The following is a 15,511-nucleotide window of genomic DNA, read 5'->3' on the forward strand; positions in this document are numbered from 1 at the left end:
GCTGAACCGGCCCGCGCGCCACACGGCGCGCGGGCCTGCTTACGACCGCAGGCACCAACACAAGAGCGCCGCGCATGCACACCGCTTCCGCCCCGAGTCCCGTCGACCGCCCGCATCGTTCCGATGCGTTCCGTGACTGGGCGTTCCGAAACATCGTCACGCTGGCCGGCTGGTTCGTGCTGGTCGCGCTGGGCCTTGCCGCGCTCTCGATGCTCTGGGGCGGCCGCGAGGCCTTCATGGAGTTCGGTCCCGGCTTCCTGACCTCGACGGCCTGGAACCCGGTCACCGAAGAATACGGCGCGCTGGTCGCGATCTACGGCACCGTGGTCAGCACGGTCATCGCGATGATCATCGCCGTGCCGGTGAGCTTCGGCATCGCACTGTTCCTGACTGAAGTGGCGCCGGCCTGGATCCGGCAGCCGCTGGGCACCGCCATCGAACTGCTGGCCGGCATCCCGTCGATCATCTACGGCATGTGGGGCCTGTTCGTGCTGGCGCCCTTCCTGGCCGACAACGTCTATCCCTGGGTCGATGAAAACCTGGGCGCCCTGCCCTTCGTCGGCATGCTCTTTTCCGGCCCGCCGCTGGGCATCGGCATGCTGACCGCCGGCATCGTGCTGGCGATCATGGTCATCCCCTTCATTTCCTCGGTGATGCGCGACGTCTTCATGACCGTGCCCAACCGCCTGAAGGAATCGGCCTACGCGCTGGGCTCGACCACCTTCGAAGTAGTCTGGGACATCGTGTTGCCCTACACCCGCTCGGCGGTGATCGGCGGCATCTTCCTGGGCATGGGCCGCGCGCTGGGCGAGACGATGGCCGTCACCTTCGTGCTCGGCAACTCGCACAACATCCACGCCTCGCTGCTGATGCCCGGCAACTCGATCGCCGCGTCCATCGCCAACGAGTTCGCCGAGGCGACCACGCCGATGTACCAGTCGGCGCTGCTGGCGCTGGGCTTCGTGCTGTTCATCGTCACCTTCGTGGTACTGGCGATCGCCAAGCTGATGCTGATGCGCCTGGCCAAGCGGGAGGGCAACTGATGAACGCCGTCGCCCGCAACCTGTACATCCGCCGCCGGCTGGTCAATGGCCTGGCCATGGTTTTCTCCGCGGCCGCCACCCTGTTCGGGCTGTTCTGGCTGGTCTGGATCCTGTGGGTCACGATCAGCAAGGGCATCGACGCGATGAGCCTGCAGCTGTTCACCGAGATGACCCCGCCGCCCGGGCAGGAAACCGGCGGCCTGAAGAACGCCATCGTCGGCTCGCTGATGCTGAGCTCGCTGGCCGTGCTGATGGGCGCGCCGGTGGGCATTGCCGCCGGCACCTACCTGTCGGAATACGCCCGCTCGCGAAAGATCGGCGAGGTCATCCGTTTCGTCAACGACATCCTGCTGTCGGCGCCCTCGATCGTGCTGGGCCTGTTCATCTACACCCTGGTGGTGCGTACCACGGGCAGCTTCTCGGGCTGGGCCGGCGCGATTGCCCTGGCCTTCATCGTGCTGCCGGTGGTGGTGCGCACCACCGACGAGATGCTGCGCCTGGTCCCTTCGCAGATGCGCGAAGCCGCGCTGTCGCTGGGCATCCCGCAGTGGAAGGTGACCACGCAGATCCTCTACCGCGCCGCCCTGCCGGGCATCATCACCGGCGTGCTGCTGGCGCTGGCGCGCATCTCCGGCGAGACTGCGCCCCTGCTGTTCACGGCCTTCAACAACCAGTACTGGAACACCGACCTGGGCACGGCGATGCCCAACCTGCCGGTGACGATCTTCCAGTTCGCGATGAGTCCGTTTGAATACTGGAACCAGCTGGCCTGGGCCGGCGCCTTCCTGATCACCCTGTTCGTGCTGACGGTGTCCCTGCTCGCACGTTTCCTTCTCCTGCGAAACAAGACCCAACATGACTAACGCCCCGATCACCTTCGCCACCGCCGTGCCGAACGCGGCCACCGACGCCACGCCGTCGGAGGTCAAGCTGGCCGCGCGCGACCTGGCCTTCCACTACGGCGACTTCACCGCGCTCAAGGACATCAACCTCGAGGTCCCGAAGAACAAGGTGACCGCGCTGATTGGTCCCTCGGGCTGCGGCAAGTCGACGCTGCTGCGGGTGTTCAACCGCATCTACTCGATCTACCCGGGCCAGCGCGCCAGCGGCCAGGTGATCCTGGACGGCGAGGACGTGCTGGATCCGAAGTACCCGCTGAACAAGCTGCGCAGCAAGATCGGCATGGTCTTCCAGAAGCCGGTGCCGTTCCCGATGTCGATCCATGACAACATCGCCTACGGCATCGGCCACTACGAAAAGCTGTCCAAGGCCGACATGGCCAACCGCGTCGAGGAAGCCCTGCGCCAGGCGGCGCTGTGGGACGAGGTCAAGGACAAGCTCAAGCAGACCGCGCTGGGCCTGTCCGGCGGCCAGCAGCAGCGCCTGTGCATCGCGCGCGCGGTGGCCCTGAAGCCGCAGGTCATCCTGTTCGACGAGCCGACCTCGGCGCTCGACCCGATCGCCACCGGCAAGATCGAGCAGCTCTTCGCCGAGCTCAAGCAGCAGTTCACGATCCTGATCGTCACCCACAACATGCAGCAGGCGGCGCGCTGTTCGGACTTCACCGCCTTCATGTACTTGGGCGAGCTGGTCGAACATGGCCCAACCACCACCATCTTCACCAAGCCCAACAAGCAGCAGACCGAAGACTACATCACCGGCCGATTCGGCTGAGGAACCCAGCATGCCCCACTCCAACGACCACATCGTCAAGAGCTACGACGACGAGCTCAAGCGGCTCGACGGCGAAATCATCCGCATGGGCCAGATCGCGGTCGCTCAGCTCGACGCGGCCATCGACGTGCTGCAGCGGCGCGACAGCCAGGCGGCCATGCGCGTGGTGGCCAACGACGAGGCCATCGATGCACTCGAGCACGAGGTCAGCCACGACGTGCTGCGCCTGCTCGCCCTGCGCCAGCCGATGGCGCGCGACCTGCGCGAGGTTTACGCCGCGCTGCGCATTTCCTCCGACATCGAACGCATCGGCGACTACGCGGCCAACGTCGCCAAGCGCTCGATGGTGCTCAACCAGACCGCGCCGGTTTCCGCCGCCCGCGGCCTGCCGGCCCTGGCCAAGCTGGCCAGCGCCCTGGTGAACGAGGCGCTGGAGGCGTATCGCGAGCGCGACGCCGACCGCGCGATCGCCGTGCGTGGCCGCGACGTCGAGATCGACGCCGAGTACACCGGCCTGTTCCGGGAACTGCTGACCTACATGGCCGAGGACCCGCGCCAGATCACCGCCTGCACCCACCTTCTGTTCATCGCCAAGAACATCGAGCGCATCGGCGACCACGCCACCAACATCGCCGAGAACACCTGGTTCCTGGTCCACGGCGAACTGCCGGAAGGCGACCGCGAGAAGGGCGACCTGACCAGCCAGGTCGGCAGCGCCTGATCCCGGCACCCCTGTGGGAGGGACTTCAGTCCCAATCTGCTGCAATCGGGACTGAAGTCCCTCCCACGGGCCCGCTTCAGGCAACCGCGCCTGAGGCCGCCATAATGGGGCCATGACGGCCAGGCAAATTCCAGCGCGGCACGACGCTCCCGCAGCTCCCGGACGCGGGCTTCGCGCCCGCCTCGCCCGTCGCCTCGCCGCGCTGCGCGACAGCCTGCCGGCGGAAGCCCTGCGGCGTTTCATCGAAATCGACCTGCTGACGCACGCCGCGTCCCTGTCCTTCTACACGATGCTGTCACTGGCTCCCTTGCTGGTGCTGGTGCTCTGGCTCACCGCCTCGCTGTACCCGCCGGCCCAGGGCGCCCTGATGGAGCAGATCGGCGTGGTCGCCGGCGACAATGCCCGTGAAGTGGCGCGCACCGTGATCGAAAACGCCGAGGACCGGCCCGACATCGGCTCGCTGGCGGGCTGGTGGAGCACGCTGCTGCTGTTCGTCGCCGCGACGGCGGTCTTTGCCCGGCTGCAGTCCACCCTCAACCGCATCTTCAGCACCGACCCCACGGACCTTCCTGCCGGCCTGCTGCCCTGGCTGCGCAAGCGGGTGTTTTCCTTCGGCGTGGTGTTTGCGCTGGGCTTCCTGCTTCTGGTGTCCACGATGCTGGCCACCGCGCTGCAGGTGCTGCTGGCCCATGCCCCGTCCCTGCTGCCCCTGCTGGGCAACCTCGTCACGCTGCTGATGTACGTGCTGGTCTTCGCCCTGCTCTACCGCTTCCTGCCCGACCGGCCAGTGCCCTGGCGGCGCGCCTTCATCGGCGGCGCGATCACGGCGGGCCTGTTCGTGCTGGGTCGCTGGGCCATCGGCCTGTACCTGGCCGAGGCGGCGCCCGGCAGCGCCTACGGCTCGTTCGGGACCCTGGTGCTGCTGCTGGTCTGGATCTATTACGCCGCCCTGGTGTTCTTCTCGGGCGCCCTGGTCACGGCGGTGATGGACGAGCGCCTGCGCCGGGCCTGAAAACCCGGGTCAGAGTCGAATTTTGAAAAATGGGGTCAGAGTCGATTTTCCCGCCGGGCGGGCACGGGGTCGGGTGGCATCGAAGGGGAAAATCGACTCTGACCCCGGTTTTCCCCACCGTCACGGCCATCGGGTAGAATGGCGGGGCTCGATGCGCGGAGCGGGAGAGGCTGGCCACGGCCAGCGCCGAAGGCGTAACGCCCGTAATCGCTCAGGACCCGGAACCGCAACCGCGCGAGCGACTCTGGAGAGACCGGAACCAGCCGGCGCCGAAGGGGCATGGACCGCAGGGACCGCGGCCCAAAACTCTCAGGCAAAAGGACAGAGGGGCGCCCCGTGCGGCATGCACGGACCCTTCCCTTGTCCGGATCGACCATGAATCGCGACAGCCTGCGCCAGCTCGAGCACCACGACGCCTTCCTCGAACGCCACATCGGCCCCAACGACGCCGAAATCGCGCACATGCTGCGCACCGTCGGCCACGAGTCCCTTGAATCGCTGACCGACGCCATCGTGCCCGGCAGCATCAAGTCGGCCACGCCGCTGGCCCTGCCCGAGGCGATTTCCGAAGTCGAGGCAATCGCCAAGATCCGCGCCGTCGCCAGCCGCAACCAGGTCTTCCGCAGCTTCATCGGCCAGGGTTATTACGGCACCCACACGCCGAACGTGATCCTGCGCAACATCCTGGAAAACCCCGCCTGGTACACCGCCTACACGCCCTACCAGGCCGAGATTTCCCAGGGCCGCATGGAAGCGCTGATCAACTTCCAGACCATGTGCGCCGACCTCACCGGCATGGAGATCGCCAACGCCTCCCTGCTCGACGAAGCCACCGCGGCCGCCGAGGCGATGACCCTGGCCAAGCGCTCGGGCAAGTCGAAGTCGAACGTGTTCGCGGTGTCCGCCGGCGTGCACCCGCAGACCCTGGAAGTGCTGCGCACCCGCGCCGAACCCATGGGCATCGAACTGGCGGTCGCCGCCGACGCCGACCTGGCCGGCATCGAAGCCTTCGGCGTGCTGCTGCAGTACCCCGACACCTTCGGCCACGCCAATGACTACCGCGCCCTGGCCGAAGCCGTGCACGCGCGCGGCGGCCTGGTCTGCGTGGCCACCGACCTGCTGGCGCTGGCCCTGCTCACCCCGCCGGGCGAATGGGGCGCCGACATCGTGGTCGGCAACACCCAGCGCTTCGGCGTGCCCTTCGGCTTCGGCGGTCCGCACGCGGCCTTCATGGCCTGCCGCGACGCCTTCAAGCGCTCGATGCCGGGCCGCCTGATCGGCGTCTCCATCGACGCCGAAGGCAAGGCCGCCTACCGCCTCACCCTGCAGACCCGCGAACAGCACATCCGCCGCGAGAAGGCCACGTCCAACATCTGCACCGCCCAGGTGCTGCTGGCCGTGATGGCCTCGATGTACGCGGTCTACCACGGCCCCGAGGGCATCCGCCGCATCGCCACCCGCACGCATCGCCTCGCCGCGCTGCTGGCGACGGCGCTGCGCAAGGCCGACGTCGAGGTCGGCACCGGCTTCTTCGACACCCTGCACGTCACCGGCGTGGACGCCGACGCCGTGCACGCCCGCGCCGCCGCCGCCCGCATCAACCTGCGCCGCATCGACGGTCGCAGCCTGGCGATCAGCCTGGACGAAACCAGCACGCGCGAGGACGTGCTGGCGCTGGCCAAGCTCTTCGGTGCCCGCATCGAGAACATCGACGAGCTCGATGCCGCCACTGCCGACGCGCTGCCGGCCGGACTGCGCCGCGAATCCGACTTCATGCAGCACCCGGTGTTCAACACCCACCACAGCGAGCACGAGCTGCTGCGCTACATGCGTTCGCTGGCCGACAAGGACCTGGCGATGGATCGGACCATGATCCCGCTGGGCAGCTGCACGATGAAGCTCAACGGCACCGCCGAGATGATCCCGGTGACCTGGCCCGAGTTCGCCAACATCCATCCGCTGGCGCCGGCCGACCAGGCCGCGGGTTATCGCGAACTGGTCGACACGCTCGAAGCGATGCTGGTCGAGTGCACCGGCTACGATGCCGTCAGCCTGCAGCCCAATTCGGGCGCCCAGGGTGAATACGCCGGCCTGCTGGCGATTCGCGCCTACCACCGCGCCAACGGCCAGCCCGAGCGCGACATCTGCCTCATTCCCGAGTCGGCGCACGGCACCAACCCGGCCTCGGCGCAGATGTGCGGCATGACCGTCGTCGTCACCAAGTGCGACGCCAACGGCAATGTCGATCTCGCCGACATCCGCCGCAACGCCGAGAAATACTCCGACCGCCTGGCGGCGCTGATGATCACCTACCCGTCCACGCACGGCGTGTTTGAGGAAGACGTGGTCGAAATCTGTGAAGTGATCCACCAGCACGGCGGCCAGGTCTACACCGACGGCGCCAACATGAACGCCCTGGTCGGCCTGGCCAAGCCCGGCAAGTGGGGCTCGGACGTCAGCCACCTGAACCTGCACAAGACCTTCTGCATCCCGCACGGCGGCGGCGGCCCCGGCGTCGGCCCCTGCGCGGTGAAGGCGCACCTGGCGCCCTTCCTGCCCAAGGCCCTGGGCGGCCGCGGCGACGTCGGCATGGTCAGCGCGGCCACCTTCGGCAGCGCCTCGATCCTGCCGATCAGCTGGATGTACATCACGCTGATGGGCGCCCACGGCCTGCGCAAGGCCACCCAGGTCGCGCTGCTCAACGCCAACTACATCGCGCGTCGCCTGGCGCCGCACTACAAGACGCTCTACACCGGCCGCAACGGCCTGGTCGCGCACGAGTGCATCCTGGACCTGCGCCCGCTCAAGGACAGCACCGGCATCAGCGCCGAGGACGTGGCCAAGCGCCTGATCGACTTCGGCTTCCACGCGCCGACGCTCAGCTTCCCGGTCGCGGGCACGCTGATGGTCGAGCCGACCGAAAGCGAATCCCTGCACGAACTCGACCGCTTCATCGACGCGATGATCCAGATCCGCGACGAGATCCGCGCCGTCGAGGAAGGCAAGCTCGACCGCGAGGACAACCCGCTGCGCAACGCCCCGCACACCGCCACCGCGGTGACCGCCAGCGAGTGGACCCACGCCTACCCGCGTGAACTGGCCGCCTTCCCGCTGGCCAGCCTGCGCCAGCAGAAATACTGGCCGCCGGTGGCGCGCGTGGACAACGTCTACGGCGACAAGAACGTGATGTGCGCCTGCATCCCGGTCGACGCCTACAAGGAAGCCGAAGAGGCCTGAGGCATGGGGCGGGCCCCGGCCATCGCGCCGGCGCGTCCGCCCCCCGTCACGACAACCCGGCCACCTGGTCCGCGGCCACGGCCGCGACGACGATCAGCAGCACCACCCACAGAAGGTTCAGGCGCTTCCAGGCGAGCAAACCCAGCGCCGCCACCGCGATCACGACGTCGGCCGGCCCCTGGAGGCCAGCCGGTGCGACCGTGCCGACAAGCGCCGCGGCCAGCAGCCCGACCACCACCGCATTGATGCCGGCGATGGCCGCTGGCGCACCGCGCCGGCGCGCCAGCCCGTCCCACAGCGGCAGCACCGCCGCCACCAGCAGCAGGCCCGGCAGGAACATCGCCAGCAAGGCGAGCAATGCCCCCAGCGCCGGCGCCTCCCCGGTGGGCACGACCGCACCGAGGTAGGCCGACAGCGAAAACATCGGGCCCGGCATGACCTGCGCCGCGCCGTAACCCGCCAGGAAGTCATCCTGCGCCAGCCAGCCGGTGGCCACGGTGGACTGCTCCAGCAGCGGCAGCACGACGTGGCCGCCGCCGAAGACCAGCGCACCCGCTTCGTAGAAAGCCGCCCCCAGCGCCAGCAGGCTGGCCTCGTCGCCCGCGAACGACAGGGACAGCACCAGGCCGGCAAGGACCAGCACCAACAGGACGCCACCCGCACCCTTGCCGTAAGCGACCGGAAGCGTCCCCTTCGGCAGCGCCGCCACCTGCCGGCACAGCACCAGGCCCAGCAGCGCACCGGCGCCGATCAGCGCCAGCTGCAGCCAGGCCGCACCGAAGAAAAGCATCGCGCCGAGGGCCAGCACGGCCAGCAGCGCCCGCGACCCGTCCGGCACGAGGCTGCGCGCCATGCCCCAGAGCCCGTGCGTCACCACCACCACCGCCACCAGCTTCAGCCCGCCCAGCACTGACAGGGCCAGCCCGCCGTCCAGGCGCGGCGCCAGCACGGCCAGCCCAAACATCAGCAGCGCCGAGGGCAGCGTGAAGCCGAGGAATGCGAGCAAGCCACCGGTCCAGCCACCGCGCAGCAGGCCGATCGCGAAGCCCAGCTGGCTGCTGGCGGGCCCCGGCAGCGCCTGGCAGATGGCCAGCAGCTGCGCGAAGGCGCTTTCGGTCAGCCAGCCCCGGCGCACCACGAACTCGTCGCGGAAATAACCCAGGTGCGCGATCGGCCCGCCGAAGGAACTCAGGCCCAGGCGCAGGAAGCTGGTGAATATGCCGGAGGACATGCGCGTGAGTGTAGCGGTCGGGACAAGGCGCGCGCAGCCACTCGATTGCACCAGGACCCGTGCCTTCGGGATGCCACCGGTTCAAGCAGATGGCACGCGCCGGCTAGCCGAGCTCCTCCCGTGCCGCACAAGCGTCGGCATACGTCGCGGACTCAAGCTGCAAGGTTGCGTGCCTGATGCGGTGTCCGTGCGCGAGTTCGTGGTGCGCTTGCGCAAGTACGGCGTCCGCGTCGGCACCCGGGATCAGAACCAGGTGCGCCGTCAGTGCGTTCTCTGACGTGCCCAGTGCCCAGACGTGCACATGGTGCACCGCGGCCACGCCTTCGACCGCTTCCAGCGACGCCCGGATCGCGGGAAGGCTGAGTCCTTCGGGTACGCCGTCGAAAAGCAGATGCAGCGATTTTCGGAACAGCGACCAGGTGCCGCCCACCACGATGGCGGCGATGCCCAGGCTGACCACCGGATCCAGCCAGTCCCAGCCCAGCCACAGCATCAGCGCGCCAGAGACCACGACGCCGACCGACACCAGCCCGTCGGCGAGCATATGCAGGAAGGCTCCCTGGATATTGAGGTCGTCACGGCCACGCAGGAACAGCCAGGCAGTGGCGAAATTGATCACCACGCCCACCGCCGCGACAACGATAACGGTGCCGCCATGCACCGGCGTGCTTTCACCCAGGCGGCCGATGGCCTCCCAGGCCAGCGAGCCCATGGCGACCAGCAGGATCACCGCGTTGGCGAAACTGGCAAGGATGGTGGCGCGCCGCCAGCCATAGGTGTGGCGCTCGTCGGGCTTCAACCCCGCCGCGACCATCCCGCCCCAGGCCAGCAGCAGGCCTCCGACGTCACTGAGGTTGTGCGCGGCATCGGCGAGCAGGGCCAGCGAGCCCGACTTCCAGCCATACCAGGCCTCGATGGCGACGAAAGCCAGGTTGAGCCCGATGCCGATCGCGAAGGCGCGTCCCGGCCGGGCCAGGACGTCCGGGGACACATGTGGATGGGCATGGTCGTGGCCGGCGCCCATCAGGAACCTGCCACCGCGCTCGCCGGACGCTCGTACCAGGCGCGGGACGAATTGACCGCACGCACCAGCCACAGCATCACCGGCACCTCGATCAGCACGCCTACCACCGTGGCAAGCGCGGCGCCGGACTCGAACCCGTAGAGCACGATTGCCACGGCAACGGCCAGTTCGAAGAAGTTGGACGCGCCGATCATCGTCGACGGCCCGGCGATGTCGTGACGCACCCGCAGACGGCGGTTGAGGCCATAGCCCAGCGCGGCGATGAACAGCGTCTGCAGCAGGATCGGCACGGCCAGCATGCCGATCACCAGCGGCTGTTCAACGAGGGCCTTGCCCTGGAAGGAGAACAGCAGCACCAGCATCGCCAGCAGCGCAACGATGGAAACGGGACTGAACCGGCGCAGCGCCGCTTCCAGCGCGGCAGGGCCATGCCGCAGCAGCCGGGCCCTGAGGAACTGGGCGATCGCCAGCGGGATCACGATGTACATCACCACCGAGAGCACCAGCGTGTCCCAGGGCACCGGGATCGAAGACACACCCAGCAGCAGCGCCACGATCGGGGCGAAGGCGAACACCATCACCAGGTCGTTCACCGCCACCTGCGTCAGGGTGAAGTTGGCGTTGCCCCGGCACAGGTTGCTCCAAACGAACACCATCGCCGTGCAGGGCGCCGCGCCAAGCAGGATCAGCCCGGCCATGTAGCTGTCGAGTTGGTCCGCCGGCAGCCAGCCGGCGAACACGTGCTTGACGAAGATCCAGCCAAACAACGCCATCGAGAAGGGTTTGACCGCCCAGTTCACGAACAGCGTGACCGCCATGCCGGCCCGGTGCTGGTAGATCTCGCCGAGTGCGCCGAAATCGATCTTCATCAGCATCGGGATGATCATCACCCAGATCAGCACGCCGACCGGGATGTTCACCTGCGCGACCTCCATGCCCCCGACCGCTTGGGCGAAAGCCGGCGCGTTCAGGCCGACCAGGGTGCCCGCACCGATGCAGAGGAACACCCACAGCGTCAGGTAACGTTCGAAAAATCCGATGCTGGGCGGTTCCGGAATGGACATGATGGTTTCGCGGGTCAGGGGGTGCGGTGCAAGATACTACCACTCATATGGAAATAGCTATATAGTGCCGCAATGGATACCGTCTTCCCACCTTCCGTCGTCTTCAAATGCCTGGCCGATGAAACCCGGGCCCGGCTCGCCGTTCTGCTCGCACGCAGCGGCGAGCTGTGCGTCTGCGAACTGACGGCTTCGCTCGGCGAGTCCCAGCCGAAGATATCCAGACACCTCGCCACTTTGCGTTCCGCGGGCCTGCTTTCTGATCGTCGCGATGGCTCATGGGTGCACTACCGGATCAATTCCGCCGCCCCGGCCTGGGTGTTCAAGGTGCTCGAAAGCACCTACGCAGGGAATGTCCCGTGGATGGCCGAAGCCGAACGCCGCCTTCCGCCGCCCGGCCAACGACGGAGCGAGCTCAACTGCGGAGCCCGGCAAATGGAGCATGGCCGATGAAGGTCCTTTTCCTGTGCACGGCCAACAGCTGCCGCAGCATCATTTCCGAGGCCGTCTTCAATCACCTTGCCCCCGTCGGTGTTCGCGCCTACAGCGCAGGCAGCCACCCTTCCGGGGAGGTGAATCCGATGGCGACCAAGCTGCTGAGCACGCACGGCATCGACACCCGAGGCCTGCACAGCAAACCCATCGAGGCCCATGCGGAGCTTTCGCCTGACGTCGTCGTCACGGTATGCGACCAGGCAGCCGGTGAAGCCTGCCCGGTATATTTCGGCAACACCCTGCGCGCACACTGGGGCCTCACGGACCCGTCGCGGGCTTCCGGGTCGGCGCGGGACATCCAGCGCGCGTTCGAGGAAACGCTGGGGCTGGTCCAGGCACGCACCCGGGAATTCCTCGCAGCCCGGCCGTGGGCAGATGGCCGGGAGAACCTGGCCACTCTGGTGGCCGCGATTGGCAAGACGAAAACGGGCACCGCCTGAACCGGTGAAACCAATGAGCGAAATCCGTCCCAAGCTCAGCTTCAAGGTCCTGGCGCGCCGCCAGGATGCCCATGGCTCGACCGCGGACTGCAAGGACGCCAGCATCGCGCTGGACACCGACCTAGCGGGCCGGCGCGACGCCTTCAATCCAGCCGAGCTGCTGCTTGCCGCGCTCTCGGCCTGCATGATCAAGGGCATCGAGCGTGTCGTTCCGATCCTGAAGTTCCAGTTGCGCAGCGTGGAAGTGACGGTGGAAGGCGTGCGCCAGGACGTGCCCCCCAAGCTCGAATCCATTCGCTACCAGATCGTGGTCGATACCGACGAATCCGACCATCGCCTGGACCTGCTGCACGAGAATGTTCGCAAGTACGGCACCGTTTTCAACACCGTGGCCCCTGGCACCGACCTGGCCGGCGAACTGCGCCGAAAATAGTGATCCGCAGGAGGCCAGGCGGTCTTAAATTCGTCGCACATTTCGATTATTCTAGAAGCATGGATACGAATTCGGCACTCGAAGCCCTCGCCGCCCTGGCCCAGCCACACCGGCTGGCGATCCACCGCTGGCTGGTCGAACGCGCACCCGATGGCGCCTTCGCCGGCGAAATCGCCGAGCACTTGGACATGCCCGCCACCACGCTTTCCTTTCACCTGAAGGCATTGCAGCAGGGCGGCCTGATCGTGCCGGAGCCGCAGGGTCGCTTCATCCGCTACCGGGCCGACCTCGACGCCGTGCAGGGCCTGGTCGCCTACCTCACCGAAAACTGCTGCGGCGGCGATGCCAGCCGCTGCGCCCCCGCCCCCAGGAAAAACTGCGCATGACCCTGAAAATCGGCATCAACGGCTTCGGCCGCATCGGCCGCCTTGCCCTTCGCGCCGCCTTCGGCTGGAAGGACGTGCAGTTCGTGCAGGTCAACGACCCGGCCGGCGACGCCGCCACCCTCGCGCACCTGCTCAACTTCGACTCCGTGCACGGCCGCTGGTCGCACGAGGCCACGGTCGATGGCGACGCCATGCTCATCGACGGCCACCGCATCGCCGTCACCCGCAACAAGACCATCGCCGACACCGACTGGTCCGGCTGCGACGTGGTGATCGAAGCCAGCGGCAAGATGAAGACCACCGCCGCCCTGCAGGCCTACCTCGACCAGGGCGTCAAGCGCGTGGTGGTCACCGCGCCGGTGAAGGAAGCCGGCGTGCTGAACGTGGTGATGGGCGTCAACGACCATCTCTACGACCCAGCGGCGCATCGCATCGTCACCGCCGCCAGCTGCACCACCAACTGCCTGGCACCCATCGTCAAGGTCATCCACGAAGGCCTGGGCATCCGCCACGGCAGCATCACCACCGTGCACGACCTCACCAACACCCAGTCCATCCTCGACCAGCCGCACAAGGACCTGCGCCGCGCCCGCGCCTGCGGCATGAGCCTGATCCCCACCACCACCGGATCGGCCACGGCGATCACCGAAATCTTCCCGGAGCTCAAGGGGCGCCTCAACGGCCACGCCGTGCGCGTGCCGCTGGCCAATGCCTCGCTCACCGACGCGGTGTTCGAGGTGCAGCGCGAGACCACGGTCGAAGAAGTGAACGCACTGCTCAAGGCCGCCGCCGAGGGCCCGCTCAAGGGCATCCTGGGCTTCGAGACGCGCCCGCTGGTGTCGATTGATTACCGCACCGACCCGCGCAGCAGCATCGTCGATGGCCCGTTCACGATGGTCGTCGCCGGCACCCAGGTGAAGGTCTTCGCCTGGTACGACAACGAATGGGGCTACGCCAACCGCACCGTCGAACTGGCCCGCAAGGTCGGCGCCGCCGGATGAACCCGCAGCTGCGCCAGTACCTGCTGGTGACGGCCAACTACTGGGCCTTCACCCTCACCGACGGCGCGCTGCGCATGCTGGTGGTGCTGCATTTCCACCAGCTGGGGTATTCGCCGCTGCAGGTGGCGATGCTGTTCGTGTTCTACGAAATCTTCGGCGTGGTCACCAACCTGGTCGGCGGCTGGCTGGGCGCGCGCCTGGGCCTGAACCGCACGATGAACCTGGGCCTGGTGCTGCAGGTCGGTGCGCTGGCGATGCTGGCCGTTCCGGCGGCGATGCTGACAGTGCCCTGGGTGATGGCGGCGCAGGCCTTCAGCGGCATCGCCAAGGACCTCAACAAGATGAGCGCCAAGGGCAGCATCAAGCTGCTGGTGCCGGGCGACCAGCAGGCGCGGCTGTATCGCTGGGTGGCGCTGCTCACCGGCTCGAAGAATGCGCTCAAGGGCGTGGGCTTTTTCCTGGGCGCGCTGCTGCTGGCCTCGCTCGGCTTCGCCGGCGCGGTGCTGGCGATGGCGGGCGCGCTGGCGCTGGTGTGGATCGGCAGCCTGATCTTCCTGCAGGCCGACCTCGGGCGGGCCAAAGCGAAGCCGAAGTTCCGCGAGCTGCTGTCGAAAAGCCCGGCCATCAATCGCCTGTCGGCGGCGCGGCTGTTCCTGTTCGGTGCGCGCGACGTGTGGTTCGTGGTCGCGCTGCCGGTATTCCTGGCCGAAGTCCTGGCCTGGCCGCACGCCCAGGTCGGCGGCTTCATGGCGCTGTGGATCATTGGCTACGGCGGCGTGCAGGCCCTGGCGCCGGCCATCACCGGCCTGCGCCGGGGCCCGGTGCCCGACGGCCGCGCCGCGTTCGGCTGGGCCCTGCCCCTGGCCACCCTCGCCGCAGGCATGGCGGCGGCGCTGTGGGCCGGCTGGCCGGCACAGACGGTGCTGGTGGGCGGCCTGCTGGCCTTCGGCGTGCTGTTCGCGCTGAACTCGGCGCTGCACAGCTACCTGATCGTCAGCTACGCCCGCGAAGACGGCGTGTCGCTGGACGTGGGCTTTTATTACATGGCCAACGCCGGCGGCCGGCTGCTGGGCACGGTGCTGTCGGGCGCGGTGTACCAGGCCTGGGGCCTGGCCGCCTGCCTGGCCATCTCGGCGGCCTTCGTGCTGCTGGCGGCGGCCGTGTCGCTGGGCCTGCCGCGGCATCCGGAGGCCCATCCGGACGCGGGCGGGGCTTAACGGGCCCCGACCGCGAGCGCTTTCCAGCGCACCGATACGTGCGCCGCCGCGCGAATCCCGGCACGATTGGGCCGCGGATCCACCCGCACCACTGCAAGCAAACCAAGAGGGAGCCACACCATGTCCAAGAACACCCTGAAACCCGTCGTCCTCGCCGCCAGCGCCGCGCTGCTCGGCTCGATGGCCCTGTCCACCTCCGCATTCGCCATGGACTCGCTGGCGCAGGGGTACCTGCTGTCCGCCGGCGACCACAAGGGCGAGGAAGGCAAGTGTGGCGAAGGCAAGTGCGGCTCCGACAAGGCCGAGGAAGGCAAGTGCGGCGAAGGCAAGTGCGGTTCCGACAAGGCCGAGGAAGGCAAGTGCGGCGAAGGCAAGTGCGGTTCCGACAAGGCCGAAGAAGGCAAGTGCGGCGAAGGCAAGTGTGGCGAGGGCAAGTGCGGTTCCGACAAGGCCGAAGAGGGCAAGTGCGGCGAAGGCAAGTGCGGGTCCGACAAGGCCGAAGAAGGCAAATGCGGCGGCCAGGCCTGATCGCACCG

Annotated in this window: 16 protein-coding genes and 1 riboswitch; of the genes, 13 read left to right on the forward strand and 3 right to left on the reverse strand. The window is 67.9% G+C overall.

Features of this window, described 5'->3' with window-relative positions; all coding sequences use genetic code 11:
• Nucleotides 1–74 precede the first annotated feature (74 nt).
• The 6 genes from pstC (at nt 75) to gcvP (ending at nt 7,687) form a co-directional block, all read left to right on the forward strand.
• Nucleotides 75–1,043, forward strand: coding sequence for a phosphate ABC transporter permease subunit PstC (pstC, locus tag ACE3TE_RS02285; RefSeq protein WP_374601785.1), 969 nt, complete (start codon nt 75–77; stop codon nt 1,041–1,043).
• The gene (gene pstA, locus ACE3TE_RS02290; RefSeq protein WP_374601787.1) at nt 1,043–1,906 is read left to right on the forward strand and encodes a phosphate ABC transporter permease PstA; all 864 of its coding nucleotides are present in this window, start codon (nt 1,043–1,045) and stop codon (nt 1,904–1,906) included. The genes pstC and pstA overlap by 1 nt, the downstream gene beginning before the upstream one ends.
• Complete coding sequence (gene pstB, locus ACE3TE_RS02295; protein WP_374601789.1) at nt 1,899–2,717, forward strand: phosphate ABC transporter ATP-binding protein PstB; 819 nt, start codon at nt 1,899–1,901, stop codon at nt 2,715–2,717. The genes pstA and pstB overlap by 8 nt, the downstream gene beginning before the upstream one ends.
• Before the next feature lie 10 nt (nt 2,718–2,727).
• A complete protein-coding gene (gene phoU, locus ACE3TE_RS02300) occupies nt 2,728–3,438 on the forward strand; it encodes a phosphate signaling complex protein PhoU (protein WP_374601791.1) in 711 nt (236 codons plus the stop codon).
• A gap of 112 nt (nt 3,439–3,550) precedes the next feature.
• Entirely contained in the window at nt 3,551–4,450 is a 900-nt protein-coding gene (locus ACE3TE_RS02305) for a YihY/virulence factor BrkB family protein (RefSeq protein ID WP_374601793.1), read from the forward strand.
• A 234-nt stretch (nt 4,451–4,684) separates the two neighbouring features.
• Nucleotides 4,685–4,785: riboswitch (glycine riboswitch) on the forward strand.
• Nucleotides 4,786–4,825: 40 nt separating this feature from the next.
• Nucleotides 4,826–7,687 (forward strand): aminomethyl-transferring glycine dehydrogenase, encoded by a 2,862-nt coding sequence (gene gcvP / locus ACE3TE_RS02310; protein WP_374601794.1) that lies wholly within the window; start codon nt 4,826–4,828, stop codon nt 7,685–7,687.
• 46 nt (nt 7,688–7,733) lie between these two features.
• On the opposite strand, the gene chrA is transcribed toward gcvP, so the two are convergent.
• From chrA to arsB, 3 genes are all read right to left on the reverse strand, one after another.
• The gene (chrA, locus tag ACE3TE_RS02315) at nt 7,734–8,918 is read right to left on the reverse strand and encodes a chromate efflux transporter (RefSeq protein ID WP_374601796.1); all 1,185 of its coding nucleotides are present in this window, start codon (nt 8,916–8,918) and stop codon (nt 7,734–7,736) included.
• 103 nt (nt 8,919–9,021) lie between these two features.
• Nucleotides 9,022–9,909, reverse strand: coding sequence for a cation diffusion facilitator family transporter (locus tag ACE3TE_RS02320; protein ID WP_374601798.1), 888 nt, complete (start codon nt 9,907–9,909; stop codon nt 9,022–9,024).
• A 32-nt stretch (nt 9,910–9,941) separates the two neighbouring features.
• Complete coding sequence (gene arsB, locus ACE3TE_RS02325) at nt 9,942–11,006, reverse strand: ACR3 family arsenite efflux transporter (protein WP_374601800.1); 1,065 nt, start codon at nt 11,004–11,006, stop codon at nt 9,942–9,944.
• Nucleotides 11,007–11,078: 72 nt separating this feature from the next.
• On the opposite strand from arsB, the gene ACE3TE_RS02330 reads away from it, so the two are divergent.
• The 7 genes from ACE3TE_RS02330 to ACE3TE_RS02360 all read left to right on the forward strand — a co-directional run bounded on the left by ACE3TE_RS02330 (nt 11,079) and on the right by ACE3TE_RS02360 (nt 15,503).
• The gene (locus ACE3TE_RS02330) at nt 11,079–11,456 is read left to right on the forward strand and encodes a metalloregulator ArsR/SmtB family transcription factor (RefSeq protein ID WP_374601802.1); all 378 of its coding nucleotides are present in this window, start codon (nt 11,079–11,081) and stop codon (nt 11,454–11,456) included.
• Nucleotides 11,453–11,938 (forward strand): arsenate reductase ArsC, encoded by a 486-nt coding sequence (locus tag ACE3TE_RS02335; RefSeq protein WP_374601804.1) that lies wholly within the window; start codon nt 11,453–11,455, stop codon nt 11,936–11,938. The genes ACE3TE_RS02330 and ACE3TE_RS02335 overlap by 4 nt, the downstream gene beginning before the upstream one ends.
• Nucleotides 11,939–11,951: 13 nt before the next feature.
• Nucleotides 11,952–12,371 (forward strand): OsmC family protein, encoded by a 420-nt coding sequence (locus tag ACE3TE_RS02340; protein WP_374601806.1) that lies wholly within the window; start codon nt 11,952–11,954, stop codon nt 12,369–12,371.
• 59 nt (nt 12,372–12,430) lie between these two features.
• Nucleotides 12,431–12,757, forward strand: coding sequence for an ArsR/SmtB family transcription factor (locus ACE3TE_RS02345; protein WP_374601808.1), 327 nt, complete (start codon nt 12,431–12,433; stop codon nt 12,755–12,757).
• A complete protein-coding gene (locus tag ACE3TE_RS02350) occupies nt 12,754–13,758 on the forward strand; it encodes an ArsJ-associated glyceraldehyde-3-phosphate dehydrogenase (RefSeq protein ID WP_374601810.1) in 1,005 nt (334 codons plus the stop codon). Before ACE3TE_RS02345 ends, ACE3TE_RS02350 begins: the two co-directional genes overlap by 4 nt.
• Nucleotides 13,755–14,975: an organoarsenical effux MFS transporter ArsJ gene (gene arsJ / locus ACE3TE_RS02355; RefSeq protein WP_374601812.1), complete on the forward strand. Its 1,221-nt coding sequence runs from the start codon at nt 13,755–13,757 to the stop codon at nt 14,973–14,975. Before ACE3TE_RS02350 ends, arsJ begins: the two co-directional genes overlap by 4 nt.
• Before the next feature lie 120 nt (nt 14,976–15,095).
• The gene (locus ACE3TE_RS02360; protein ID WP_374601814.1) at nt 15,096–15,503 is read left to right on the forward strand and encodes a hypothetical protein; all 408 of its coding nucleotides are present in this window, start codon (nt 15,096–15,098) and stop codon (nt 15,501–15,503) included.
• The last annotated feature ends 8 nt before the right edge of the window (nt 15,504–15,511 follow it).

Source organism: Arenimonas sp., from assembly GCF_041919775.1.
In the GTDB taxonomy this organism is placed as follows: domain Bacteria; phylum Pseudomonadota; class Gammaproteobacteria; order Xanthomonadales; family Xanthomonadaceae; genus Arenimonas.